This is a genomic window from Pseudomonas sp. NPDC079367 (genome assembly GCF_044542195.1).
Lineage (GTDB): Bacteria > Pseudomonadota > Gammaproteobacteria > Pseudomonadales > Pseudomonadaceae > Aquipseudomonas.
On the sequence record NZ_JBITTW010000016.1, the window covers coordinates 48140 to 72497 of the forward strand.

Genomic DNA, 24358 nt, shown 5'->3' on the forward strand with positions numbered 1-24358 from the left:
ATCCGGTTGGGCGTGAATCAGCTACACACGGCTTGGTTGATCGGACGGTCGTTCATGCCGCAGAGGCGCTTAGCCTCGGTTTCCAGCCATTGCTGATTGGCGTCTACCACTTCCTTCAAAACTGCAGTCACCCACGCGGGCAAATCAGGATTCAGTCGGTAGTACACCCATTGGCCTTGGCGACGATCCAACAACAAACCGGCAGAGCGCAGCAGCGCCAAATGACGAGAAATCTTCGGCTGACTCAGGTCGAGTGCTGCCGTTAGCTCGCATACACACAGCTCACCTTCACTCACGACAAGCAGCGAAATTTTTGCTCGGGTGTCATCCGCCAGGCACTTGAATAAGGTGGTGGGGTTCAAGGGTTCTGTCATAGATCCTCCAGGTGTTTGGTCTTGACCAAAACGAAGAGCTTGATGCGCTCGTGGATGTCGTGGAGCGAGTGGCGAAATGCGCCAGGATCATCGCTAGTTACTGGGTCAGGAAAATCCCATGCAATGACTTCACCTGCGCCGGGCATTGGTAGGCACTCGCTTGCGGATTTATCACAAAGAGTGATTACGTAATCGAATCGATCAGCTTGAAATTCGCTGAGGGACTTGCTGCGCAGGCCCGTTGCGTCTACTCCAACTGCCTCCAATGCCTGAGTCGTGCGCGGATCAACCTCAGACGGTTCAGATCCTGCGCTGAAGGCCTCGAAGCGCGGGTCGGTGTGCCGCAGCAAAGCCTCTGCAAGCAGGGAGCGGGCTGAGTTGGCAGCGCACACGAAAAGCACTTTGATAGCAGGGCTCATGGTTAAACTCGATGCATATGGAAAATCGAATATACGCTTTGGCGAATATTTGGTAAAGCGAGTATGATGGCTGCTGCTTCGGCTTGAGCCGTGACAGTTCCTACAAAGCGGCACCAAGGAGATAAGGGGATGGGCAAGGAGATGATGATCCAGGCAACGAAAATAGCCGGAGGGCAGTCGCAGCGATTTCGCGATGCGCTGAAATCTGCTGACCTTCCAGCAGACGATATTGATCTTCCAGGCCGAACCTTTTTTGAGTTCTCACGGAATGGTGAGACTGTTGGATGGGGAGGGTTTGAAACGCATGGGACAGATGGATTGCTGCGCTCCATGGTCGTAGAGCCGGCGTACAGATCGAAAGGGGTTGGGGCTGAGGTGCTTCGAGTCATTGAAGCAATAGGCGCCGAGCAGGGAATCGCTCGTTTTCATTTGCTGACAACAACTGCATCAGGCTTTTTTGAGCTGCAGGGCTATGCAGCAAACCAACGAGGCTCTGCGCCGCTTCTGATTTCTCAGACGGAGCAGTTCAGGAGGCTTTGCCCTGGCTCGGCTTGCTACATGTGCAAAGCATTATCTGCGAATGCACGAAAGTAGCTGATCACCTTGGTGATGGCTTTTAGCCTCGATGCCAGCTAGATTTGGAGCTTCCTACGATCAAGGATGGATATGAAAAAGCTCATCGCAGTAATGGGGATCTGTGTCGCACTTGGCGGTTGCGCTACGTCCCACTACACCGCAGGGCGAGACTTTCCGTCGGCCAGTGTAGCGAGCATCACCAAAGGTAAAACGACGACTACTGAGTTGAAGTCGCTGTTTGGTGAGCCCTACGCTAAGAGCGCAGTCAGCGAGACTGACGAGAAGTGGATCTACACCTACACCAATGGCTCAGCGCATGCCCAAAGCTACGTGGTCACCATGAAGGTGACGACTACGGGCACTCAGAAGACCCTCGACGTCTTGATCCGAAATGACGTGGTCATCAACTACACGTTCAGCGAAGGCCCCGCTCCAGGCACTACCACTGCGACGAACTAAGTTCGCCACCTTGTCATTGGGCGACCCGCCGCGCTCAGTACGTTGTTGATGGAGCAAGCTCATGGACAGAACATATGCCTTCGTGGATGAGTCCGGGAATTCCGACCTAGATACGTCAAAGGGTGGAAGCTCGGGCTTCTTCATCGTCTGCTCCATTCTAGTGGCAGAGAAAGACCTGGAGGCTGCTTATGCCCAAGCTGAAGCACTCCGCGAGCGGCATTTTCAAACGGGCGAGATCAAATCCAGCAATCTTAAGCCCAAGGATTCAGATCGCCGTGCCCGGATCCTAAACGAGCTAGCCGATCTGCCATTCAGGCTCTATTTCACCGTCGTTGATAAGTCCCAAATTCGCAAAGACGGTGGCCTTCGTTTCAAGACCTCATTCATAAAATATGTGAATGGGTTGCTCTATGAACGTTTGTTCCGCGCATACCCAGACCTCCAGATGATCGTAGACGAGCATGGTGGCCAGGAATTTCAGGAGAGCCTCAAAAGCTACGTTTCAGAACGGTTCGTCGATGACCTATTTGGCGATAAAGATGCCTTCCAGACGATGGCCAGTAAGGACAACGTCTTGGTTCAGGTTGCAGATTTTTTTGCTGGCTCAGTCGCTCAGATCTACGAAGAGAAAGCATCGGAAGAAGCAGTTCTTGCCTACAAAAAGATTCTACGAAGCCTGACCCTTGGAATGCTTGAGTGGCCATCCAAGTACCAGTCTCTTCTGCCGCCGCCGGCGGATGAATCTGGGTATGCAGACTACCAGGTACACCAAGAAGCTCTCCGCCAGGCTGACCTTTTTAGCGAAAGGGCTGGTGAGCACCCTAATGAGGATGAGCGCCTGCAGCTGAGCATCTTGCGGTTCCTGAGATTCCAAAGCGAATTCGTCACCAAAGACTACGTGCCAACCGCAGAAATAGTCGGCCACCTAAAAGATAGCGGCTTCGGAGATATCAACGACCAGAGGATCCGCTCCAGCGGCATCGCCAAGCTTCGCGATTCGGACGTGATTATCACAAGCGCGGCCAAAGGCTACAAAATTCCTCAGACACGGGCTGACATCAACGAGTTTCTGGAAAGGGCGTCAGGCATAGTCGTCCCTCTGCTGGAACGTGTCAAAAAGGCTCGAGAGGTGTATCGGCTGAGTAGTCGAGGAGAATATGACATCGTGACTGCAGCCAACCTGACTGAGCTAGCCAAGCTGCTCGCTGCGCTCGAGGCATTTGCAGATGACTGAACTCAGTCATGGCCAGGAACCTCACCAGGCTGCATTGATCCAGGATGAAATCCTAGAGATCTTGAAAGAAGCCAAGGTGCTTGCACGTAGCTTCTATCGCCTGACCGGCAAGCCGCTGGGCATAACAGGCGAGGTCGCAGAGTACGAAGCTGCTACTAGACTCGGCCTGTTACTACATCCTGCAAGGCAGGCGGGTTACGACGCTACAGAGGCGCTGGAAGATGGCGTCGCGAGAATCCAGATAAAGGGCCGCTGCATCCTCAACCCACGAAAGATTACGGGCCGAATGGGGGCAATTGATCTACGACAACCCTTCGATACTGTGCTCTTGGTGCTGCTTGATTCTGAGTTCAACGCATTTGCAATGTACGAAGCGAGTCGTGCCAAGGTAGAGTCAGCACTGACCCTGCCTGGCTCGAAAGCCAGAAATGAACGGGGAGCGCTGGCGATTAGGCAATTCATGTCGATAGCTACCTTGCGCTGGGCTCGCCATGAGGCCAGCGAATCAGAGAATCTACTTCCCTCCTAGAATCGAGCGCTAGTGGTATGTTGCTCTGAGATACATATTTAATGTCCCCAATAAGGCACATTAACCATCATTTTTAGGCTTAATGGCCCTATTTGGGGACATTAAACTGAGCAAAGGAATGCGGACAATGATGGCTATAGCCCCCTACCTCACCCGACTATCTTCTGATTTGGAAGCAAGCCCCTAATGGTTCCTGGCATAGCTTCTAAATATCCGCGTAGTAATACTGCACCATAAAGATTCAACCGTAGGTGCATTTATAGTTTTACTAAAAAAAAGCGGCGATGTAGTTCCAGACGCAGAAAAAATAATAATCGATGTGATTCGCTACAAAGTTAGGTGCCGCAAGCGATAGGAAGTAGTGAACAATGGCTGCGTATAGACAGAAACACACAGTCCAAGCGAGCCAGTAAACGGTGCGTCCGGACGATATAGGTTTTTCAACCAAGCGCTTCCAGTCTTCGGCAGACATAAAGTTGTAGATCTTCTTCCGCCACCCTTCTCTACTGCTGTCAGCAAGACTGTTAAAACGCAAGGTTGATAGAGTGTTGATAACTATGCTCAATATGAGAAGTGCAGAGACACCAAGATACAGAATCGTGGTAGCTGTATCGGCCACGCCTGCAGTCGCTATCGGAGTCTTGAGAGCTAAAACAACACCCGCAACCGCGAAATCACGCCAAAGAGCTGATATTAAATCCCTTGTCGCAGTTTGTGTCTTATTAACCTCGTCCTGCAAACCCTTGCGCAGATCCCCTAAGCTTTTGACAGCCTCCTTGCTTTGATCCTGGAGATGAAAGGCGAACGCTTCCTTGGCCCCCGAGAGGCTATTTTTTAAGAGTGGCGTTGAGCCAGAGGGCCACGTCGTCCCACTGTTCCAGTTGATAGCAATGTGGTTGTTGAAAAGTTGGAATTTCGTTTCACACTCCCTAGGGGTGGAGTAGATCCACTGGCAGGTGTCGTGAAGCATCTCAAAATTGATATCAGCCCAGTTAATAGGCTGGTCTATAGCTATGGGGAGTGAGCGCCCGCCTCGAAATATTACATGAGCCTCATCATCTTCCTTGCGAATCTCGGCTGGCAAGCAAAAGGAAAGCTTTTCCACCGCCACGCGTTTCCAGGCTGTAAAAGGTTCGCTTTCAGCAATTGGCTCAGCAGTCAGCAGCCATGGCTCAAGCGACGGGGGGGTAAGGGAGTGGGTAAGATCCCGTACCATTTTCCAAGGTTTTTCAGGATGTTGAGTGGCGGTCGGTAAATTTCTATCTCCACCCATTTCTTTCACTAGGAACTGATGAGTGGAAAATTCAAAGGTTTCACCTGCAACCCACACGCACATTTTTTTCTGTGAGTTCTGTGCTGAAAATTGGTTTGTCCTCAACCAGTTTTCGAAACCTTTTAAAGTTAGGAAATAACACCAGTCATCATCCGTTGGCTTCTCCAAGATGACTGTCAGTCTGTCATTTTCCACATCCTCCAAATCGAAATCTTTGATCTCGATGCTGTCGGAAACTTCTCCAAAAAGCTCCATCTTTCCGATGCCCACAGAACAAACACGCTGGGCAAGATCTTTCAATTCTCGAACAAACCCGGAAGATGTAACGCTTACTTCATCAATTCGAAAAATATGCGTAGTTTCAACCTGCGCAGAACCACCTGACGCCGTAAGTCGCTCAAAGAAGCTGCGAAGTTCCAGCGCTAGCTGTTTCATGATTCACGCAAGCGACTTGTACGAATAGTAATAACAGTTTCATCCTTTCCATTTTCTATAGTTAAGCTTCCCTTTGCCCGCGCAGGCATATTGATGGTTATGCCTTCACTTGTTACGTATTTCTTTGCCTCATTGGTAGGTAGCTCTTCCTCATCATAGGAGAACACCTCACCAGTCAAATTTAGGCTTTCCAATTCTTTGTCAAAGGTCGCTCGGATTTCATCTTGGCCATTGATGCCAAAAAAATCTGTGAAGAATTCGTCGACTTCAAAGTCTTTACGCTTTTTCGCAATCTCAACGACTTTCTCAGCGACCTTCGATGTGATAGCAGGCGGCAGATCACCCAGATGTGTCCTTACAGTTTTTTTGATTGCCTTAACCAAATCTACCGTCATTTCCTTTGAGTTCCGGAGGCGCTCTACTCCCAGGAATTCTTTGAAGAAATCACTGATTCCTGAGCGGCTCATTTTATCAATGATCACTACTTCTGAGTCTTTGGAATCCAAATCAATAAGAGCTGATTTCTGCAACGCTTTTGGTGATTCAGTAAAGTTGTTAGTAACTGCCTGAAGTATTGCCTGGGCGCCCTTAGTTTCAAATGTCACGACTTTTTCAGAGTCGTACTTGATTAAGGAATAAAACTTTTTAGCCCCTGTAATTAAACCAATTACAATCAACACGCCTGACTTCATCCGTTTATCACCAAGGCGATGAAATTGCCGCGCCAAGCTCTTGGAGATATCGACAAAATTCGACTCGCCCTTTTCCCAACTATTCAATTTGGCCTTTACTTGAGATATTTCAGCGAAAGAGAATTTATTGCCCTTGAGGGTTTCTTTGATGCGGTCAATGAAGAACGGCTCGAAGGTGCTTAAGGGGGTGTCGTCAAAAAGGATCGGATCATCGGCTCGATGATGCACCACGTGAAAAATGAAATTCTCGATTTTCAGGGCTTCGATTTCTTTATCCGTAAGAGTGGCCAAGTTAAATCCTCATCCTTGCTGGTGGCGACATGACATTAAGCATTGATGTAAGCACCTTTTCAGCGTTATGCCTAGCGTCCCCCGCAGGGCATAGCATACGAATCACTGTATGAATATACACCTACAGAAAGCGGCTGGCTGCCGTTTGGCCCCACCCAGGATCACTTGTCCGATGGAAGGCTCACTGGTAAGCGTGTTTAAGCGTGCATGAACGCTGAGCACTGGGTTACATTTTTCGAGAATCTTTTTATGCTTTTATAGAAAAGCAATAATTGCTTTTATTTTATTGCTATGGGATGCTTCTTAGCATCTGACAGGAGATCCATCCCATGAACGACATTATTTCGCTCATCGAAAACGCAGCAAAGACGAAGAATGACCTGGCGTCCGCATCTATCCGCATGCCCAAGGAGCTCTACTCATTTATCGAAGGTCTGGCTGATCAGCTCGATCTGAGTCGCCAGGAGACAATGCTGAAACTGCTAGAGAAGGGGGTTGAAGCTGCCAAGGCGGCTCTGAAGCTTGATGACAAAGAGCAGGCGGCAGTAGACATCGAGTTACTCGAACCGTCGAGCTTCCACCTTCTGAATACGAACAAGCGTCACTCATTGGAAGACCATGACCGTATGCTGAGCGAGGGTAGCGCAGCAGCTTTTTATGCCCCTTGGAAGTACAACATTGACCGTATAAAGAAAGGTGACGTGGTCTTCTTGTACGAAAATGGCAAGGGGATCGTCGCCTTCGGCCAAGGTACTGGCGAAACTGAAAAACGTGAGCATCACGGCTATCTCGAAGAGTGCCATTTTCAGCGACTGATGGATTTCACCATCTTGGATAAGCCGATTTCGGCTGCGGAGATCAAGAAAGCGGTACAGAAAAATGTCGTCTTCTTGCGCACGATGTCTCCCATGCCCGATGGCCAATTGCTGCTGAATCTGATCCAAAAGCGCTCCGCATGAAGCCTGGTGGGCGTAGTCAAAACAACCATCCCAACAGGGGCTAGGATCGGCTCAGTACGCTGCAGGGGTAGCCAACCGCACAGGCTCAATCTCTCCCTAAGTCCGCTCAGCCCATCTCTGAAGGATGGAATGATAGGAAGTCGTATAAATACAACACTCGGGTTGTATTTATAGAAATATGACACGACAATAAATGAACGCCAGCATTCCCCAGTGTCTACTGACGATTGACAAGATCAAGACCGGACGGACAGTATCCGGACGAACAATTCACGCACCACATAAGGGTTCGAGTCCGTGTGGGCCCACCAAACAAACAAAGGCTTGTGCTTGATGGCATAGGCCTTTTTTGTTTTCGTGTTTTGTGGGCCATTCAGCCGTACCCGTCACCAGGATGTGAGTGGCGCATGCGGGACATACCCGACATCAATTGCAATGGAGCAGGCAATGAGCGTAATGGAAAAGGAACTTCCGGAAATACACATCGAAGACACCATCAAAGTTCTTGAGCACTTGAGTACCTGCAGGCCCCTGAAGGCATCTGCGAGACGCAGCAGGCTCGAAGTGAACGCAGAGAAGTTTGCCAATTGGTGTCTCGCTCTTGGCGGTGCCGGAATGGCCGTGGCTGCCTGCATGGCCTACTGGCATACACCGCAGACTCCGCTGCCGGAACAGGCCAAATATCTGGCTCTCCTTCTAGTGTTCGCCTCGACAATATTTACTCTGCTGTCGCTGCTTACACCTATCCTGGCATTGATCCACGCGCTCTTCCGATGGGAGACCATTACCTTGAGAAGCATGATCGCCGATGTCAAACACGAGAATGCGTTAGTAGATTCACTTCAACCTCATACGGAAGTGGCGCTTCTAGATGCAAAATATTGGCTCGAACTCAGAATCAATCGAGCAGAAGCCCGAGTTGCCCTGTTTTTTGGCGAAAAAGCTGCAGCACTTGCTTTGCTGGGAACGGCCTACGTTTGCGCGGAAAAATTCGGCGGTTTGCCCTGGATCAGTCAGACCCTGTTGACCGGACCTGTGAGCGGAAACTGGGGAAATAGCGCCTTATTGATGATCATTGCTTTGGTACTTGGCCTATCCATAGGGGCGGTATTGCTCAAACATGTAAATCTCCGGTACCGCTTTCAGATCGAGCTTATCGATCGGGCATTACGCAGAATGGCCAGATAACCGACAATCCAATCGAATAAAGCAGCGCAATTGCGCTGCTTTTTTGTTTCTCCTCTTCGCTCCCCAAGGTGGTAAACCATTCGATTTATCGCCCACAAGCGCCTGGCCGGTTGAGCCTGTAACATGCTCGCTCCAAGATCCGCGCCCTATGGAGCCCCCCTTGTCAGACACCCGCCCTGCTGCGCTCGACGAAATCGACCGCCAGCTGATCGCCGCGCTGCAAATCAACGCCCGCGAAAGCGTGGCCATGCTCGCCCGTCAGCTAGGCATTGCTCGCACGACGGTGACGTCGCGTCTGGCCCGGCTGGAAAAGGCCAAAGTGATCACCGGTTACGGCGTGCGCCTCGGTCAGCGTGTCGTCGATGGAGGGCTGCAAGCCTACGTCGGGATCAAGGTGCAGCCGCGCTCCGGCAAGGACGTGCTGCGGCGCTTGAGTGCGATGGCGCAGGTGCAGCAGCTGTGTGCGGTGAGTGGCGAATTTGATTATGTGGCGTGGTTGCGCACCGATTCGCCGGAGCAGCTTGATCAGTTGCTGGATCAGATTGGCAGCGTCGATGGCGTGGAGAAGACCACGACGTCGATCATTCTGAGCAGCAAGATTGATCGGGGGCAACCGGTCTGAGCATTGGCCGGGCATTCCAGTTGAGCCGCTTCGCGAGCAGGCTCGCTCTCACTTTTTGGTCGGTATGCAGCCTGCAATCGTCAGTCTGCACAACAATCAGGCAAAACGACGACACATTGCGTCTTATTAACGCGCTCCGCTCTCCCTAGAATGGCTGGCATCTTTTTCTATACTCAGACGCGAATCCTGCGTCGAGTCGCCAACAAGGTCAGCCATGAACAACAACAATCGCCATCCTGCAGACGGGAAAAAACCAGTCACCATTTTCGGTCCGGACTTTCCGTTCGCGTTTGACGACTGGATCGAGCATCCCGCAGGTCTGGGCAGCATTCCCGAGCAACAGCATGGCGCTGAAGTGGCGATTGTCGGCGCGGGCATAGCCGGTCTGGTGGCTGCCTACGAATTGATGAAGCTCGGTTTGAAACCGGTGGTGTACGAGGCGTCGAAACTCGGCGGACGTCTGCGCTCGCAAGCCTTCAACGGCACCGATGCCATCGTCGCGGAGCTCGGTGGCATGCGCTTTCCGGTGTCCTCCACGGCGTTCTACCACTACGTTGACAAGCTTGGCCTCGAAACCAGACCTTTCCCCAACCCGTTGACCGGCGCTTCTGGCAGCACCGTGATCGACCTGGAAGGCGAAACCTATTACGCCGAAAGCCTGAAGGATCTTCCTGCATTGTTTCAGGAAGTCGCTGACGCGTGGGCGGATGCGCTGGAGGCCGGCTCGCAGTTTTCCGAAATCCAGCAAGCCATTCGCGAGCGGGATGTGCCGCGTCTCAAAGAATTGTGGAACAAGCTTGTGCCGCTATGGGACGACCGGACTTTTTATGACTTCGTCGCCACGTCGAAAGCCTTCGCCAAGTTGTCGTTCCAACACCGTGAAATATTCGGTCAGGTCGGTTTCGGCACCGGCGGCTGGGATTCGGACTTTCCCAATTCGATGCTGGAAATCTTCCGCGTCGTAATGACCAATTGCGACGATCATCAGCACCTGGTGGTCGGTGGCGTCGAGCAGGTGCCGCAGGGCATCTGGCGCCATGTGCCGGAACGCTGCGTGCACTGGCCGGCGGGTACCAGCCTGAAATCCCTGCACCGTGGCGCGCCGCGCTCGGGCGTGAAGAAAATTGCCCACGCGCCACAGGGTCGTTTCGCCGTCACCGACAACAATGGTGACACCCGTGAATACGCCGCTGTGCTCACCACTTGCCAGAGCTGGCTGTTGACCACACAAATCGAATGCGACGAAACCCTGTTCTCGCAGAAAATGTGGATGGCCCTCGACCGCACCCGCTACATGCAGTCGTCGAAAACCTTCGTGATGGTCGACCGGCCGTTCTGGAAAGACAAGGATCCGGAAACCGGCCGCGACGTGATGAGCATGACCCTCACCGATCGCCTGACCCGTGGCACCTATCTGTTCGACAACGGTGACGACAAACCCGGTGTCATCTGCCTGTCCTACTCGTGGATGAGCGACGCGTTGAAAATGCTCCCTCATCCAGTGGAGAAACGCGTTGAACTGGCATTGAACGCGCTGAAAAAGATTTATCCGAAAGTCGACATCGCCGCACGCATCATCGGCGATCCGATCACCGTGTCGTGGGAAGCCGATCCGTACTTTCTCGGCGCCTTCAAAGGTGCCCTGCCCGGCCATTACCGCTATAACCAGCGCATGTATGCGCACTTCATGCAGGACGAGATGCCGGCCGAGCAACGCGGTATTTTCATCGCTGGAGACGACGTGTCGTGGACACCGGCGTGGGTCGAAGGCGCGGTGCAGACTTCGCTCAATGCGGTGTGGGGCATCATGAAGCATTTCGGCGGTTCGACACATAAAGCGAACCCCGGCCCGGGTGATGTGTTCAAAGACATCGGCCCTATCGCCCTGCCCGAGTAAGAGGATTTCCCGATGCGTGTAGCCGTTTACCAATGTCCACCGCTGCCACTGGACCCCGCCGCCAACTTGCATCGCCTGCATCAGGTTGCGATGGAGGCCAAAGGCGCTGATCTGCTGGTGCTGCCGGAGATGTTCATGACCGGTTACAACATCGGCGCCGAAGCGGTCGGCACGCTGGCCGAGGTCTACAACGGCGAATGGGCGCAGCAGATCGGTCGCATCGCCAAGGCTGCTGGTCTGGCGATCGTTTACGGTTACCCGGAGCGCACCGCCGATGGGCAGATCTACAACGCCGTGCAACTGGTCGATGGCCACGGCGAGCGTCTGTGCAATTACCGCAAGTCGCATCTGTTCGGCGACCTTGACCGGTCGATGTTCAGCCCGGGCGAAGCGGAGTTGCCGTTGGTTGAACTGAACGGCTGGAAGCTCGGTTTCCTGATCTGTTATGACCTGGAGTTTCCGGAAAACGCGCGTCGTCTGGCCTTGGCCGGCGCCGAGCTGATTGTGGTGCCGACGGCAAACATGATTCCGTTCGACTTCGTCGCCGATGTCACCGTGCGCGCCCGCGCCTTCGAAAACCAGTGCTACGTGGCTTACGCCAATTACTGCGGACATGAAGGCGACATTCAATATTGCGGGCAAAGCAGCATCGCCGCGCCGGACGGCAGCCGTAGCGCCCTGGCAGGTCTGGACGAAGCGTTGATCGTCGGTGAGCTGGACCGACAACTGATGAACGATTCACGCCAGGCCAACCGCTATCTCGGCGATCGCCGGCCAGAGCTTTACGACGCGCTCAACCGTCGCTAATCCGCTAGCATGGGCGCTTCACTGTTCTGGAAGTGCCCATGCCTGCGCCGACTCATCCTCGCCCTCACACAGAAACTCTGGCCAACGGCTTGCGCGTGACCCTGCGCCATGTGCCCGCCCTCAAGCGCAGCGCCGCCGCGTTGCGCGTGGCGGCCGGCAGCCATGACGTGCCGTTGGCATGGCCGGGGCTGGCGCATTTTCTTGAGCACTTGCTGTTTCTCGGCACCGAGCGTTTTCCCACAGATGAAGGGCTGATGGCCTACGTGCAACGTCACGGCGGACAGGTCAACGCCAGCACCCGCGAACGCACCACGGATTTTTTCTTCGAGCTGCCTGTGTCGTCTTTCAGCGCGGGGCTGGAGCGTCTGTCAGACATGCTTGCCCGGCCGCGTATGAATCTGGACGATCAACTGCGTGAACGGGAAGTATTGCAGGCGGAATTTGTCGCCTGGTCGCAGGATCCGACAGCGCAGCAGCAGTTTGCCTTGTATGACGGTTTACCCGCGCAGCACCCGCTGCGTGGATTTCATGCGGGCAATCGGGACAGCTTGCAGGTGGAGTCGCCGGGGTTTCAGTCGGCGCTGAAAGATTTCCATCAGCGCTTTTATCGAACCGGGCAAATGACCCTCAGTCTGGTCGGGCCGCACACTATCGATGAGCTTCGGGAGTTGGCGCAGCAATTGACTGCGGTGTTGCCGGTTGGGGATGAAGTTGCCCAAGTCGCCCCGCCACCGCTGACGGTAAAAAGTTATCAACAGGTCGGCGCTCACGCGAACCTGTTAATCGCTTTCGATGGCCTACCCGAGTCATCCGCAGAGGCGATGGCCTTTTTGTGCCATTGGTTGAACAGCGCAAAACCCGGTGGTTTGCTCGCACACCTGCAACAACAGAAATTGGCAGAAAGCCTGAAGGCCGCACCGATCTATCAATTCGCCGGGCAAGCACTGCTGCATCTTCAATTCCATGCCGACGGCGAGCAATTGAACGCCATTGGCGAATACCTGCTGGACTGGCTGAGTTTCTTCACCCGACAGGACTGGACGCCTTTGCGCGAGGAATACGCCGCCCTGCTTCAGCGCCAGCAGCAAGTCAGCGGGGCCTTGCAACTGGCGCGCCTCGACATCGAGCAGCAAGCATTCGGCCTGACCGAATCGGGCGCCGCCGCACTAGAGCACATCCTGAGCGAAATCGGTGTTGTGGATAACTTCAGCGATCATTGGCACCCGCCCGCCGCCAACCCGTTCCTGCACACCAGTGAACCGTTGACCAACGCCGGGCTGATTCGCGGCCAGACCAGCGCCCACCGCGGCCTGCGCACGTTCGCCCAGGATCGCTCGCGCAGCCGTCGCGAACGCTCGCCGATGCAGTTCAGCCAAGCGCTGCCGGACCACAGCGATGAAGGGGCGATTTATTTGCGCTGGCAGGTCGAGGCGGCGGCCGGCGCAGATCTGCGCTCGAGATTGCAGCGTAGTCTGCGCCAGACGCGGCAGGATGCGGCTGAAGCCGGAGTGGATCTGTCTTTCAGCGCCCCAGGTAACCAATGGGTGCTGAAAATGACCGGACTACAGGAACCGATGCCGAGCGTCCTCGAACATGCGCTGCAATGTCTGACAGCCATCGACGCCGATTCGCCGCGCGACGAGGCGCAAACACCCTCGATGCCGATCCGCCAACTACTCGAAGCTCTACCGGAAAAGTCCCTGCCCACGATTGAATCCAGCGATGACATCAAGCAGCTGTGGACCACTGCCCGCTGGGACGGCCTGGCTCTTGGCCTGAACCAGCAAACCCAATCAGCCATGGGCCTGGCGCTCAGCCGCATTCCCGGCACACCGGACAATCAACTGCCGATTGCCCCGCACGGCAACGGCGGATACCGCTGGAGCAAGATCGACACCGCTTCCAGTGAACATGCCTTGCTGCTCATCTGCCCGACCAACCACGATATCGCTGATGAAGCCGCTTGGCGCCTGCTCGCACAGTTGTGCCAGACACCTTTCTACCAGCGCCTGCGCGTCGAGCTGCAATTGGGTTACGCCGTGTTCAGCGCGCTACGTCAGTTGCATGGGACGACGGCAATGGTCTTCGGCGTGCAATCGCCGACGGCCTCGGCGGTCAAGTTGCTCGAACACATGCAAGCGTTCTTCAAGGACATTCCAGCGCTGATCGAAAAGCTCGACGACGCTAGCCTGAAGCAACAGAGCCAAAGCCTCGCCGATCAGTTCGACGACGCCACGCTGTCGGCCAGGGATGCGGCCGAATTCCTGTGGCAGGTCAAACTCGGCGGCCACTCGTCGGATTACCGTGAGCAACTTGTCACAGCCATCCGGCAGGTTGATCGCCAGGCTTTACTGGCCGCTGCGCAACGGCTGATCAATGCGGACGGCGGCCACCACTGCCTGGCCAATGAATCGGTACCGGGCGCGCCGTGGCAAGCGGCAAACTGATCATTACCGGGGCTGCAAGGAGCTTTCTCAAAGATTCACGGGTCATTACGCTGAAATTTTGAGTAACATAGCCGCCTAACTAATTGGAACATCGTCGCGCTGCCGTGGACTATACCTATGGATAGCGCTATCCCAACCCTCAGAAGGAGACATCTCATGGCCTGGACCAAACCTGCTTACACCGACCTGCGTATCGGCTTCGAAGTCACCATGTACTTCGCCAGCCGCTGAGTTCTGCTTACGTAGAATTGCAGTGCAACGCCTCGGCTCGCCGAGGCGTTTTATTTTCCGCGTTGAAATGATGGAGCGTTCATGTTCGTCCAGATTCTGGGTTCGGCCGCCGGTGGCGGTTTTCCGCAGTGGAACTGCAACTGCGTCAACTGCGCAGGCTTTCGCGACGGCAGCCTGAATGCCAGGGCACGCACCCAATCGTCCATCGCCATTTCCGATGACGGCGTGAACTGGGTGCTGTGCAACGCCTCGCCAGACATCCGCGCGCAACTGCAAAGCTTCGCCCCGATGCAACCGGGCCGGGCCCTGCGCGACACCGGCATCAGCGCGATCATTCTGATGGACAGCCAGATCGACCACACCACCGGCCTGCTCAGCCTGCGCGAAGGCTGCCCGCATCAGGTGTGGTGCACGGACATGGTTCACGAAGACCTGAGCACCGGTTTTCCGCTGTTCAAAATGCTCACGCACTGGAACGGCGGGCTGGACTGGAATCGCATCGAACTCGACCAGAGCTTCACCGTAGCGGCGTGCCCGAATCTGCGTTTTACACCATTGCCGTTGCGCAGCGCCGCGCCGCCGTATTCGCCGCATCGCTTCGATCCGCATCCGGGCGACAACATCGGCTTGATCGTTGAAGACCTCAACACCGGCGGCAAGCTGTTCTACGCGCCAGGGCTGGGGAAGGTCGATGCGCCGCTGCTGGAAATCATGGCGGGCAGCGATTGCCTGCTGGTCGACGGCACGCTGTGGGATGACGATGAAATGCAGCGCCGTGGCGTCGGCACCCGCACCGGTCGCGAGATGGGCCACTTGGCCCAGAGCGGCCCGGGCGGCATGCTCGAAGTGCTGGAGCAGTTGCCTGAGCAGCGCAAGGTGCTTATCCACATCAACAACACCAACCCGATTCTCGACGAGGATTCGGCCGAGCGCGCAGAACTCGCGCGGCGCAATGTTGAAGTGGCGTTTGATGGCATGAGTATTGTGTTGTAGCGACCGGCCCCTTCGCGAGCAAGCCTGCTCCCACAGGAGTTTTGTGTACGCCACAGATCCAATGTGGGAGCGGGCTTGCTCGCGAAGGCGTCCGAACAGACACCCAGGATTTCAACGGTTGTTCCCCGGAGAACCGCAATGATCGACACCCCGCTGTCCCCCGCCGAATTCGAAGCGGCCCTGCGCGCCAAAGGCGCCTACTACCACATCTACCACCCCTATCATGTGGCGATGTACGAAGGCCGCGCGACCCGCGAACAGATTCAGGGCTGGGTCGCCAACCGCTTCTACTATCAGGTGAACATTCCCCTGAAAGACGCGGCGATCCTCGCCAACTGCCCGGATAGAGAGATCCGTCGCGAGTGGATTCAGCGTCTGCTCGACCACGACGGCGCGCCCGGTGAAGATGGCGGTATCGAAGCCTGGCTGCGTCTCGGCCAGGCGGTCGGCCTCGACCCGGATCAATTGCGCTCCCAGGAGCTGGTGCTGCCCGGCGTGCGTTTCGCCGTCGATGCCTACGTCAACTTTGCCCGTCGCGCCAGTTGGCAGGAGGCGGCCAGCAGCTCGCTGACCGAACTGTTCGCGCCTCAGATCCATCAGTCGCGCCTGGACAGCTGGCCGCAGCATTACCCGTGGATCGACCCGGCCGGTTACGAATATTTCCGCACCCGACTCGGTCAGGCGCGGCGTGATGTCGAGCATGGGCTGGCGATCACCCTTGAGCACTACAAGACTCGCGAAGGTCAGGAGCGCATGCTGGAAATTCTCCAGTTCAAACTGGACATTCTTTGGAGCATGCTCGATGCCATGAGCATGGCCTACGAACTGAACCGTGCGCCGTATCACAGCGTCACCGATCAAAGGGTCTGGCATAAAGGAATCAGCTTATGAGTTTCGACCGCAGCAAAGTCCCGAGCTGGCGTCCCGGCTACCGCTTCCAGTACGAGCCAGCGCAGAAAGGCCACGTGTTGCTGTACCCGGAAGGCATGATCAAGCTCAACGAGACGGCCGCGCTGATCGGCGGCTTGATTGACGGTGAGCGCGATGTCGCGGCGATCATTGCCAAACTCGACGAGCAGTTCCCAGGCGTGCCCGAGCTCGGTGACGACATCGAGCAATTCATGGAGGTTGCCCGTGAGCAACACTGGCTCACCCTTGCCTGATCTACCGGCAAAACCGCAAGTCGGCCTGCCGCTGTGGCTGCTCGCCGAGCTGACCTACCGCTGCCCGCTGCAATGCCCGTATTGCTCCAATCCGCTGGATTTCGCCGAGCAGGGCAAAGAACTGACAACGGAACAGTGGATCAAGGTTTTCCGCGAAGCGCGAGAAATGGGCGCGGCGCAGCTGGGCTTTTCCGGTGGCGAACCATTGGTGCGCCAGGATCTTGCCGAACTGATTCACGAAGCGCGGCAATTGGGTTTCTACACCAACCTGATCACCTCCGGCATTGGCCTGACCGAGCAGAAAATCAGCGACTTCAAAAAGGCCGGGCTCGATCATATCCAGATCAGCTTCCAGGCCAGTGACGAGCAAGTGAACAATTTGCTCGCCGGCTCGAAAAAGGCCTTCGCGCAAAAGCTGGAAATGGCCCGGGCGGTGAAGGCCCACGGCTACCCGATGGTGCTGAACTTCGTCACCCATCGGCACAACATCGACAAGATCGACCGCATCATCGAGCTGTGCATTGCGCTGGAGGCCGATTTCGTCGAACTCGCCACTTGCCAGTTCTACGGTTGGGCGCAGCTCAACCGTGTCGGCCTGTTGCCGACCAGGGAGCAACTGGTACGCGCCGAACGCATCACTAACGAATACCGGGCCAAACTGGAAGCCGAAGGGCATCCGTGCAAGCTGATTTTCGTCACCCCCGACTACTACGAAGAACGCCCGAAAGCCTGCATGAACGGCTGGGGCAGCATCTTTCTGACCGTCACCCCGGACGGCACGGCCCTGCCCTGCCATGGCGCTCGCCAGATGCCAGTGCAGTTTCCCAACGTGCGCGATCACAGCATGCAGCACATCTGGTATGACTCGTTCGGCTTCAATCGCTTTCGCGGTTACGACTGGATGCCGGAGCCCTGCCGCTCTTGCGACGAGAAAGAAAAAGACTTCGGCGGCTGTCGCTGCCAAGCGTTCATGCTCACCGGCGATGCCAGTAATGCCGACCCGGTGTGCAGCAAGTCCGAACACCACGGCGTGATCCTCAAGGCCCGCGAAGAAGCCGAGACCGCCACTCAATCCATCGAACAATTGGCCTTTCGCAATGAACGAAACTCACGCCTCATCGCCAAGGGCTGAGCCTTTCAGCGCCGCCCAAGCCGTCGCCGCCGGCACCGACTTCGCCGAACTGCAGCTCGGCGCCCACGGCTTGTTCTGGAATGAATATCGCCCCGAGGACGCCGCGTGCCGGATCTGGCATTGGCACGATGGCGTGGCGAAACGTCTGACACCGGATGTCTTCAGCGTACGTAGCCGCGTGTATGAATATGGCGGTGGCGCGTTTTGTCTGACGCCCGACGGCGTGGTTTTCGTCAATGAAGCGGATCAGCAGATGTATCGGCAGGCGCTGGATGGCGAGCCGGCCGCGCTGACGTCGACTGACTGTCGCTACGGTGATCTGCAGTTTGCCGCTGGCCGGGTGTTGGCGGTTGAGGAACAGCAGGATCAGCATCGGCTGGTGGCGATCGATCCGGCGAACGGCACGCGACAGGTGTTGGCAGAAGGCGCCGACTTTTATGCGTCGCCAACGCTCAGCCCCGACGGCCAGCGGTTGGCGTGGATCGAGTGGAGCCGCCCGCATCAACCGTGGACATCGACGCGTTTGATGCTCGCGGAAGGTGATTTTTCTGCGCCCCGTTGTATTGCCGGCGAGCAGATGGAGGAGTCGATTCAGCAGCCGCGCTTCGGCACCGACGGGCGACTCTACTGCCTGACGGATCGTGGCGGCTACTGGCAGCCGTGGGTCGAAACGTCTGATGGTCTGCAAGCGCTGGCCTGTGCCGAGGCGGATCATGCGCCCGCGCCGTGGCAGCTTGGTGGCTGCACCTGGTTGCCTGTCGGCGATCAATATTTAGCCAGCTGGAGCGAGGGTGGTTTCGGTCGCCTGGCCCTTGGCAGTGAAGACTTCAGCGGCGACTACAGCCGCTTCCGTCACTTGGCAATGGACCAACAATTCATCTATTGCATCGCCGCATCGCCGGTCAGTCCGTCGGCAGTCATTGCCATTGATCGCGTGTCTCACGCAGTGAAGGTATTGGCCGGCGGCGTGGCTCCGTTGCCCGCCGAGCACTTCAGCCGCCCGCAGACCTTGCGCTATCCCAGCGGATCCGGCGAGGCGCACGGTTTCTTCTACCCGGCCATGAACGGTGAAGCGAAACCGCCATTGCTGGTGTTTATCCATGGTGGCCCGACGTCGGCGTGCTATCCGATGCTCGACCCGCGCATCCAGTACTGGACGCAGCGGGGTTTTGCGGTGGCCGACCTCAACTATCGCGGCAGTAGCGGTTATGGCCGCGAATATCGGCAAGCGCTGCATCTGCGCTGGGGCGAGGTGGATGTCGAGGATGCCTGCGCCGTGGTCGATTACCTTGCCGGCAGGGAGATGATCGACGGCGACCGTGCGTTCATTCGTGGTGGCAGTGCGGGCGGCTACACAACGCTGTGCGCACTGGCGTTCAGACAGGTTTTCCGCGCAGGCGCCAGCCTCTACGGTGTCAGCGACCCGGTCGCTTTGGCCCGGGCTACGCACAAGTTCGAGGGTGATTATCTGGACTGGCTGATCGGCGACCCCGATCTGGATGCCGAACGCTATGCCGCCCGCACTCCGCTGCTGCACGCAGATAACATCCGCGTCCCGGTGATTTTCTTTCAGGGTGAACTGGACGCGGTGGTCGTGCCGCAACAGACCCGCGCCATGGTCGCGGCGCTGGAGCACAACGGCATCCCGGTCGAGGCGCATTACTACCCCGACGAACGCCACGGCTTTCGCCGCGCGGCCAACCAGGCGCATGCGCTGGAACAGGAATGGATGTTTTATCGGCGGGTGATGGAGCTGACTGACTGAAAACCGTATCGCCCCGTTCGCGAGCAGGCTCGCTCCCTCATTGGATCTGCTTCAATCACAAATTCCCTGTGGGAGCGCGCCTGCTCGCGAAAGCGGTCTGGTAGACGCTACCGGACTCAGCGCTTGGCGATGATATACACCGCATGCACGATCCCCGGAATGTAACCGCACAGCGTCAGCAGAATGTTCAGCCAGAACGCCCCGCCAAACCCGACCTGCAGAAACACGCCCAGTGGCGGCAACAGAATAGCGATGATGATACGAATGAAATCCATGGGGCAGCTCCTGAATGGGGGTTGGCTCACTTGAGCCATACAAGCTAATCGACCTGCGCCGTTCGTCAGGGTTCATTACGCTTGCTATTTGATCGCCAGCACCACAAAAAAAATGCCCCACGCCAAAAGAATCAGGCGTGGGGCGTGCGTTATACCGCGAGACGGTTCGGGAAATCGGTTGGGGGACTTCAGCTCAGACGGCGATACCCTTGCGGCATTGCAATTGGGCGGTGTGCACTCGTGAGAAGGCACGGCCCAGACGCAGGAGCATTTCGTCGATGTTGGCATTGCTGACCGTGAGCGCCGGGGTGAAGCGCAGGCAGTCGGGTTGCGCGGCGTTCAATATCAGGCCCTCGTGCAGTGCGGCGTGCACGACGGCATCGGCGCAATCTGCCGATAGCGTCAACCCATAGAACAGGCCTTGGCCGCGCAACTCACCATGGCCATAGCGGTGCGCCAGTCGTGCAAGGCCTTCGCGCAGATGCTGGCCATTGTCCTTGACCTGCTGGAGGAAGCTTCGGTCGTGCACGCTGTCGAGTACCACCAGACCGGCCGCAGTCATCAGTGCGTTGCCGTGATGGGTGCCGCCCAGCTCCCCAACGGCAAAACAGCAGGCCTTGCCCCGCGCCAGCAACGCCGCCAGCGGCAAGCCGCCGCCGAGTCCTTTGCCGAGCACAACGATATCGGCGCGAATGCCGTAGGACTGCTCGGCGAGCAAGGTGCCGCAGCGGCCGATGCCGGTCTGCACTTCGTCGAGAATGAGCAGAATGCCCAACTCGCGGCACAGCCGCTCGACGCCTTTGAGGTAGTGCTCGGTCGCGGGGATAACTCCGGCATCGCTCTGGATCGGTTCAAGCATGACTGCTACGGTTTGCGCGTCGACCGCCGCATGCAGCGCCGGCAAGTCGTTGAATGGCACCCGATCAATCGTCGGCAGACTGCGGCCATGGCAACCCTGCTGCGCCACGATGATCCGCGAAGCCCCGCTGCGATGCAGTTGGCCCCATTTGCGCGCCAGTTTGATTGCCGCGTCACAAGCCTCGCTGCCACTGTTGAGCAGGTACGCCTGATCGCTGGAGGTGCTGGCGCACAAGCGTTCGGCGAGGCTGAGCATGCCGCGATTATGCAGATTGAAGCCTGGGTTGATCAGCGCCTGGGCCTGATTGGCGATGGCTTTGACCAACGCCGTGGGGCTGTGGCCAAGGCTGTTGGCGCCGCCAGCCTGGGAAAAGTCCAGGTAGGCGCGATCATTGCTGTCCCACAGCCAGGAACCCTGGCCCCGAACGAACACTTGATGCGGTCGTTCAACACTGGGCATCAGGCGTTGGGCATTGAGGTGGTCGGTCATAGCGGATGGCCCCGCCTCGAAGGTGAGGTCGTCCAGACTCGGCGTCTGGCGCCGCAAACTGAACAAATTCATGCGAAAAAACCTCGCTTGAGGTTTTTTGAACTGCCTATGTAAGTACTAACGAAGCAAATGGAATTCATCACGTTTTCTGGCCCTGTAAGCCTTGTGAATGCGTTTAGACTAGGCGCGCAAACGGCATCAGGCCATTTCGATTTCCCAGCCATTTCGATAAGCACTACTTATGGATTTCAAACAACTGCGTTATTTCGTCGCGGTCTACGAAGAAGGACACGTCGGCCGGGCGGCGGAACGCCTGTCGATCTCGCAACCAGCGCTGTCGCAACAGATCCGTCAGCTGGAGCAAAACCTCGACGTGACGCTGTTCGAACGCAGCAGCAAGCGTCTGCTGCCGACCCTGGCTGCGCACACCTTGTATAACCACGCATTACCGCTGCTCGATGGCTTGCAGCGGGCGCGCGAGGCGTTGGGCAATTTCAAGGGGCAGGCGTTGCGGACCCTGGCGATCGGCGTGCTGCAAACGGTACACACCAGCCTCGTGCCGCAAATGCTCGAGCGTGTGCGCAGGGCGCAGCCGCATCTGGTGGTGCAGATCTACGAGCTGACCGGGCTGGAAATCGAACGGCGCCTGCTCAACGGTTCGCTGGACATTGGCATCAGTTATCTGCCGCCGCGCCAACCCGGGCTGCACGGCGTGTTGCTGTATGAAGACGAACTGACGCTGGTCATTCCGGCGGATCATCCGTTGCGCGAGTTCAAGAAAGTCTCGATGCGCCAGGCTGCCGAACTGCCGATGCTGTTGCTCGGTGAGGAATTCCAGATTCGGCAGATTTGGCAGGCGCAACTGACCAGCCTCGGGCGCCGTCCGCAGGTGCAGGCCGAGCTGAACAATATGCTGGGGATTCTCGACAGCCTGCCGCACACCAGGCTGGCGACGGTGCTACCGGGACGTTCGCAAAAGGAATACGACGATGTTGATTTGCTGTGGAAACCGCTCAGCGAGCCTCGCGTGCCACTTAAAGTCGGCCTGGTGTGCCGCGATGTGCAACGCCAGCAGGCCTCGTTGGCACTGCTGCAGACATTGCTTGAGGAGGTGATCGACCGCGAAGCAAAGGCACCGCTCGATCCTATCGCCTGATATTTTTCTTCAGGCAAAAGAAAACCCCGCCGAAGCGGGGCTTTGCAGACTGTTTCCCTGACATCCATTTCACTCCGCCACCCTGGCAGAATCCTACGTGTCCGTGTTGTTTACTTTGCGCTTCCTGCGCGACGTCCATGAAACGTAGATTAGCCGTGGATCCAATATATGCATATGGGAGAACAGCAGCGCGTCATGTAAGCGAATGCTTACAGGACGAGCACAGGATCAGAACTGCGCTGCATCCAGCAGAAACAGCGACTCACTGCCGGCCTTTACCGACGCGCTCAACGAGTGGATGCGCGGCAGCAGACGGGCGAAATAGAAGCGTGCGGTACCCAGCTTGCTCGCATAGAAGTCGTCTTGGGCTTCCTTGCCGAGCGAGGCTTTGGCCATCAACGCCCACATGTAGGCGTAAGCGGTGTAACCGAATGCTTGCAAATATTCGACCGAGGCTGCGCCGATTTCGTTCGGATTGTTTTTCGCCCGATCCAGCAACCACGCAGTCAGTTCGTCGAGAGTGTCGACGGCATCGTTCAACGGCTTGGTGAACTCGCCCAGGTCGGCGCTGGCGGTTGCGGTGAAATGACGGATCTCGTCAGCGAATAGCTGGTAAAACGCGCCGCCGCTGCCGACGATCTTGCGCCCGACCAGATCCAGCGCCTGAATGCCGTTGGTGCCCTCGTAGATCTGCGTGATGCGTACATCGCGCACCAGTTGCTCTTGGCCCCATTCGCGGATGTAGCCGTGGCCGCCGAAGACCTGCTGCCCGTGGACGGTGGTTTCCAGCCCCAGATCGGTGAGAAAGGCTTTCGCCACCGGCGTCAGCAACGCCACCAGGTCTTCCGCGCGCTTGCGGGTGGTTGCATCTTCGCTGAACTTGGCGGTGTCCAATTGCATCGCGACGTAAGTGGAAAATGCCCGGCCGCCTTCGTTCGAGGCTTTCATGGTCAGCAACATGCGTCGCACGTCCGGGTGAACGATGATCGGATCAGCGACTTTGTCCTTGTTCTGCGCGCCGGTTGGCGAACGGCTCTGCAGGCGATCGCGCGCGTATTCAACAGCGTTCTGATAGGAGCGCTCGCCCGTGGCCAGGCCCTGAATTCCGACGCCCAGACGCTCGTAGTTCATCATGGTGAACATCGCGGCCAGACCTTTGTTCGGCTCGCCCACCAGATAGCCGACCGCTTCGTCGAAGTTCATCACGCAGGTTGCCGAGGCCTGGATGCCCATTTTGTGTTCGATCGAACCGCAGTTGGCCGGGTTGCGTGCGCCGAGGCTGCCGTCGGCATTGACCATGAACTTTGGCACCAGGAACAGCGAAATGCCTTTTGGACCGGCCGGCGCGTCCGGCAGCTTGGCCAGTACCAGATGAATGATGTTCTCGGTGAGGTCGTGTTCACCACCGGTGATGAAGATCTTGGTGCCGCTGACCTTGTAGGAACCATCGGCCTGAGGTTCGGCTTTAGTGCGAATGATGCCCAGATCGGTTCCGGCGTGCGGCTCGGTCAGGCACATGGAACCGGCCCAGATGCCGGCGTACATGTTCGGCAGGTACGCAGCTTTCAGTTCTTCACTGGCGTGGGCGTTGATCGACAGGCAGGCGCCGGCGGTCAGCATCGGGTACAGACCGAACGCCAGGCTGGCGGAGTTGACCATTTCTTCGACCTGCGCCGACACGGCTTTGGGCATGCCCATGCCGCCGTAGGCCGGATCACCGCCGACGCCGACCCAGCCGCCTTCGGCATAAGTCTGATAAGCCTGTGGGAAACCCGCCGGAGTAGTGACGGCACCGTCCGCCCAATGACAACCTTCCTCGTCAGCGGCACGGCTCAGTGGCGCGATACTTTTGCTGGTGACCTTGCCGGCCTCTTCGAGAATCGCTTCAACGGTTTCGGCGTCGACGGTCTCGGCCAGCGCAGGCAGCTCGGCCCAGAGTTTGGCGACCTCGAACACTTCATTGAGGACGAAGCGCATATCGCGCAGCGGCGCTTTGTAGTCAGCCATGGCAAACCTCGCAAGATCTAAACAGGTGGTTCGTGGAATGATATTTTCTGAGCCCGAGTGTACCTCAACAACTTTTGCGACACATA

The 24358-nt window shown here is 56.9% G+C and carries 24 protein-coding genes; 17 read left to right on the forward strand and 7 right to left on the reverse strand.

Annotated features, from left to right (window positions below):
* Positions 1 to 17 precede the first annotated feature (17 nt).
* A complete protein-coding gene (locus tag ACIGDJ_RS15030; RefSeq protein ID WP_032894886.1) occupies positions 18 to 374 on the reverse strand; it encodes a metalloregulator ArsR/SmtB family transcription factor in 357 nt (118 codons plus the stop codon).
* On the reverse strand, positions 371 to 793 hold the full coding sequence (locus ACIGDJ_RS15035) for an arsenate reductase ArsC (protein WP_038443865.1): 423 nt from the start codon (positions 791 to 793) through the stop codon (positions 371 to 373). Before ACIGDJ_RS15035 ends, ACIGDJ_RS15030 begins: the two co-directional genes overlap by 4 nt.
* A 129-nt stretch (positions 794 to 922) precedes the next feature.
* On the opposite strand from ACIGDJ_RS15035, the gene arsN2 reads away from it, so the two are divergent.
* From arsN2 to ACIGDJ_RS15055, 4 genes are all read left to right on the forward strand, one after another.
* Positions 923 to 1387 carry an arsenic resistance N-acetyltransferase ArsN2 gene (arsN2, locus tag ACIGDJ_RS15040; RefSeq protein WP_038443867.1) on the forward strand — a complete coding sequence of 155 codons (465 nt, stop codon included), beginning with the start codon at positions 923 to 925 and terminating at the stop codon, positions 1385 to 1387.
* Between the two features lie 72 nt (positions 1388 to 1459).
* Positions 1460 to 1828 carry a hypothetical protein gene (locus ACIGDJ_RS15045; RefSeq protein ID WP_038443869.1) on the forward strand — a complete coding sequence of 123 codons (369 nt, stop codon included), beginning with the start codon at positions 1460 to 1462 and terminating at the stop codon, positions 1826 to 1828.
* Between the two features lie 61 nt (positions 1829 to 1889).
* Positions 1890 to 3062 carry a DUF3800 domain-containing protein gene (locus ACIGDJ_RS15050; protein ID WP_038443871.1) on the forward strand — a complete coding sequence of 391 codons (1173 nt, stop codon included), beginning with the start codon at positions 1890 to 1892 and terminating at the stop codon, positions 3060 to 3062.
* A complete protein-coding gene (locus ACIGDJ_RS15055) occupies positions 3055 to 3591 on the forward strand; it encodes a hypothetical protein (RefSeq protein ID WP_038443873.1) in 537 nt (178 codons plus the stop codon). The genes ACIGDJ_RS15050 and ACIGDJ_RS15055 overlap by 8 nt, the downstream gene beginning before the upstream one ends.
* A gap of 268 nt (positions 3592 to 3859) precedes the next feature.
* Here the strand turns inward: ACIGDJ_RS15055 and ACIGDJ_RS15060 are convergent, their stop codons facing one another.
* Positions 3860 to 5299, reverse strand: coding sequence for a hypothetical protein (locus tag ACIGDJ_RS15060; RefSeq protein WP_044271727.1), 1440 nt, complete (start codon positions 5297 to 5299; stop codon positions 3860 to 3862).
* Entirely contained in the window at positions 5296 to 6282 is a 987-nt protein-coding gene (locus tag ACIGDJ_RS15065) for a nucleoid-associated protein (RefSeq protein WP_038443875.1), read from the reverse strand. Before ACIGDJ_RS15065 ends, ACIGDJ_RS15060 begins: the two co-directional genes overlap by 4 nt.
* A 329-nt stretch (positions 6283 to 6611) precedes the next feature.
* On the opposite strand from ACIGDJ_RS15065, the gene ACIGDJ_RS15070 reads away from it, so the two are divergent.
* From ACIGDJ_RS15070 to ACIGDJ_RS15125, 12 genes are all read left to right on the forward strand, one after another.
* The gene (locus ACIGDJ_RS15070; protein ID WP_034139560.1) at positions 6612 to 7241 is read left to right on the forward strand and encodes a hypothetical protein; all 630 of its coding nucleotides are present in this window, start codon (positions 6612 to 6614) and stop codon (positions 7239 to 7241) included.
* A 447-nt stretch (positions 7242 to 7688) separates the two neighbouring features.
* A complete protein-coding gene (locus ACIGDJ_RS15075; protein ID WP_313005090.1) occupies positions 7689 to 8429 on the forward strand; it encodes a hypothetical protein in 741 nt (246 codons plus the stop codon).
* 160 nt (positions 8430 to 8589) lie between these two features.
* The gene (locus tag ACIGDJ_RS15080) at positions 8590 to 9051 is read left to right on the forward strand and encodes an Lrp/AsnC family transcriptional regulator (RefSeq protein WP_101160908.1); all 462 of its coding nucleotides are present in this window, start codon (positions 8590 to 8592) and stop codon (positions 9049 to 9051) included.
* A 214-nt stretch (positions 9052 to 9265) separates the two neighbouring features.
* Positions 9266 to 10948 (forward strand): flavin monoamine oxidase family protein, encoded by a 1683-nt coding sequence (locus ACIGDJ_RS15085; RefSeq protein ID WP_397479087.1) that lies wholly within the window; start codon positions 9266 to 9268, stop codon positions 10946 to 10948.
* Positions 10949 to 10960: 12 nt separating this feature from the next.
* Entirely contained in the window at positions 10961 to 11755 is a 795-nt protein-coding gene (locus ACIGDJ_RS15090; RefSeq protein WP_313005089.1) for a carbon-nitrogen hydrolase family protein, read from the forward strand.
* Between the two features lie 38 nt (positions 11756 to 11793).
* Entirely contained in the window at positions 11794 to 14202 is a 2409-nt protein-coding gene (gene pqqF / locus ACIGDJ_RS15095; RefSeq protein WP_397479086.1) for a pyrroloquinoline quinone biosynthesis protein PqqF, read from the forward strand.
* Between the two features lie 156 nt (positions 14203 to 14358).
* The gene (gene pqqA, locus ACIGDJ_RS15100) at positions 14359 to 14433 is read left to right on the forward strand and encodes a pyrroloquinoline quinone precursor peptide PqqA (protein WP_003444522.1); all 75 of its coding nucleotides are present in this window, start codon (positions 14359 to 14361) and stop codon (positions 14431 to 14433) included.
* 81 nt (positions 14434 to 14514) lie between these two features.
* Positions 14515 to 15426, forward strand: a complete 912-nt coding sequence (gene pqqB, locus ACIGDJ_RS15105) for a pyrroloquinoline quinone biosynthesis protein PqqB (RefSeq protein WP_397479085.1) — start codon at positions 14515 to 14517, stop codon at positions 15424 to 15426.
* 138 nt (positions 15427 to 15564) lie between these two features.
* Complete coding sequence (gene pqqC, locus ACIGDJ_RS15110; RefSeq protein ID WP_101160923.1) at positions 15565 to 16317, forward strand: pyrroloquinoline-quinone synthase PqqC; 753 nt, start codon at positions 15565 to 15567, stop codon at positions 16315 to 16317.
* A complete protein-coding gene (gene pqqD, locus ACIGDJ_RS15115; RefSeq protein WP_101160925.1) occupies positions 16314 to 16589 on the forward strand; it encodes a pyrroloquinoline quinone biosynthesis peptide chaperone PqqD in 276 nt (91 codons plus the stop codon). Before pqqC ends, pqqD begins: the two co-directional genes overlap by 4 nt.
* Entirely contained in the window at positions 16582 to 17721 is a 1140-nt protein-coding gene (pqqE, locus tag ACIGDJ_RS15120; RefSeq protein ID WP_178081227.1) for a pyrroloquinoline quinone biosynthesis protein PqqE, read from the forward strand. Before pqqD ends, pqqE begins: the two co-directional genes overlap by 8 nt.
* Positions 17687 to 19486, forward strand: coding sequence for a S9 family peptidase (locus tag ACIGDJ_RS15125; protein WP_397479084.1), 1800 nt, complete (start codon positions 17687 to 17689; stop codon positions 19484 to 19486). Before pqqE ends, ACIGDJ_RS15125 begins: the two co-directional genes overlap by 35 nt.
* 116 nt (positions 19487 to 19602) lie before the next feature.
* Here ACIGDJ_RS15125 and ACIGDJ_RS15130 read toward each other — a convergent pair whose 3' ends face one another.
* Complete coding sequence (locus tag ACIGDJ_RS15130; protein ID WP_003228885.1) at positions 19603 to 19761, reverse strand: YqaE/Pmp3 family membrane protein; 159 nt, start codon at positions 19759 to 19761, stop codon at positions 19603 to 19605.
* 193 nt (positions 19762 to 19954) lie between these two features.
* On the reverse strand, positions 19955 to 21181 hold the full coding sequence (locus ACIGDJ_RS15135; protein WP_397479083.1) for an aspartate aminotransferase family protein: 1227 nt from the start codon (positions 21179 to 21181) through the stop codon (positions 19955 to 19957).
* A gap of 169 nt (positions 21182 to 21350) precedes the next feature.
* On the opposite strand from ACIGDJ_RS15135, the gene ACIGDJ_RS15140 reads away from it, so the two are divergent.
* Positions 21351 to 22265, forward strand: a complete 915-nt coding sequence (locus tag ACIGDJ_RS15140) for a LysR family transcriptional regulator (protein ID WP_101160935.1) — start codon at positions 21351 to 21353, stop codon at positions 22263 to 22265.
* Between the two features lie 228 nt (positions 22266 to 22493).
* On the opposite strand, the gene ACIGDJ_RS15145 is transcribed toward ACIGDJ_RS15140, so the two are convergent.
* Positions 22494 to 24272, reverse strand: coding sequence for an acyl-CoA dehydrogenase C-terminal domain-containing protein (locus ACIGDJ_RS15145; RefSeq protein WP_397479082.1), 1779 nt, complete (start codon positions 24270 to 24272; stop codon positions 22494 to 22496).
* Positions 24273 to 24358 lie beyond the last annotated feature (86 nt).

Bases quoted from the DNA above. Each gene is read 5' to 3' on its own strand.
- ACIGDJ_RS15030 (WP_032894886.1), bottom strand. From the start codon at position 374: ATGACAGAACCCTTGAACCCCACCACCTTATTCAAGTGCCTGGCGGAT.
- ACIGDJ_RS15085 (WP_397479087.1), top strand. From the start codon at position 9,266: ATGAACAACAACAATCGCCATCCTGCAGACGGGAAAAAACCAGTCACC.
- ACIGDJ_RS15070 (WP_034139560.1), top strand. From the start codon at position 6,612: ATGAACGACATTATTTCGCTCATCGAAAACGCAGCAAAGACGAAGAAT.
- ACIGDJ_RS15045 (WP_038443869.1), top strand. From the start codon at position 1,460: ATGAAAAAGCTCATCGCAGTAATGGGGATCTGTGTCGCACTTGGCGGT.
- ACIGDJ_RS15125 (WP_397479084.1), top strand. From the start codon at position 17,687: ATGAACGAAACTCACGCCTCATCGCCAAGGGCTGAGCCTTTCAGCGCC.
- ACIGDJ_RS15075 (WP_313005090.1), top strand. From the start codon at position 7,689: ATGAGCGTAATGGAAAAGGAACTTCCGGAAATACACATCGAAGACACC.
- pqqF (WP_397479086.1), top strand. From the start codon at position 11,794: ATGCCTGCGCCGACTCATCCTCGCCCTCACACAGAAACTCTGGCCAAC.
- ACIGDJ_RS15145 (WP_397479082.1), bottom strand. From the start codon at position 24,272: ATGGCTGACTACAAAGCGCCGCTGCGCGATATGCGCTTCGTCCTCAAT.
- pqqB (WP_397479085.1), top strand. From the start codon at position 14,515: ATGTTCGTCCAGATTCTGGGTTCGGCCGCCGGTGGCGGTTTTCCGCAG.
- arsN2 (WP_038443867.1), top strand. From the start codon at position 923: ATGGGCAAGGAGATGATGATCCAGGCAACGAAAATAGCCGGAGGGCAG.
- ACIGDJ_RS15130 (WP_003228885.1), bottom strand. From the start codon at position 19,761: ATGGATTTCATTCGTATCATCATCGCTATTCTGTTGCCGCCACTGGGC.
- pqqD (WP_101160925.1), top strand. From the start codon at position 16,314: ATGAGTTTCGACCGCAGCAAAGTCCCGAGCTGGCGTCCCGGCTACCGC.
- ACIGDJ_RS15055 (WP_038443873.1), top strand. From the start codon at position 3,055: ATGACTGAACTCAGTCATGGCCAGGAACCTCACCAGGCTGCATTGATC.
- ACIGDJ_RS15060 (WP_044271727.1), bottom strand. From the start codon at position 5,299: ATGAAACAGCTAGCGCTGGAACTTCGCAGCTTCTTTGAGCGACTTACG.
- ACIGDJ_RS15090 (WP_313005089.1), top strand. From the start codon at position 10,961: ATGCGTGTAGCCGTTTACCAATGTCCACCGCTGCCACTGGACCCCGCC.
- ACIGDJ_RS15050 (WP_038443871.1), top strand. From the start codon at position 1,890: ATGGACAGAACATATGCCTTCGTGGATGAGTCCGGGAATTCCGACCTA.
- pqqC (WP_101160923.1), top strand. From the start codon at position 15,565: ATGATCGACACCCCGCTGTCCCCCGCCGAATTCGAAGCGGCCCTGCGC.
- ACIGDJ_RS15140 (WP_101160935.1), top strand. From the start codon at position 21,351: ATGGATTTCAAACAACTGCGTTATTTCGTCGCGGTCTACGAAGAAGGA.
- ACIGDJ_RS15135 (WP_397479083.1), bottom strand. From the start codon at position 21,181: ATGAATTTGTTCAGTTTGCGGCGCCAGACGCCGAGTCTGGACGACCTC.
- ACIGDJ_RS15035 (WP_038443865.1), bottom strand. From the start codon at position 793: ATGAGCCCTGCTATCAAAGTGCTTTTCGTGTGCGCTGCCAACTCAGCC.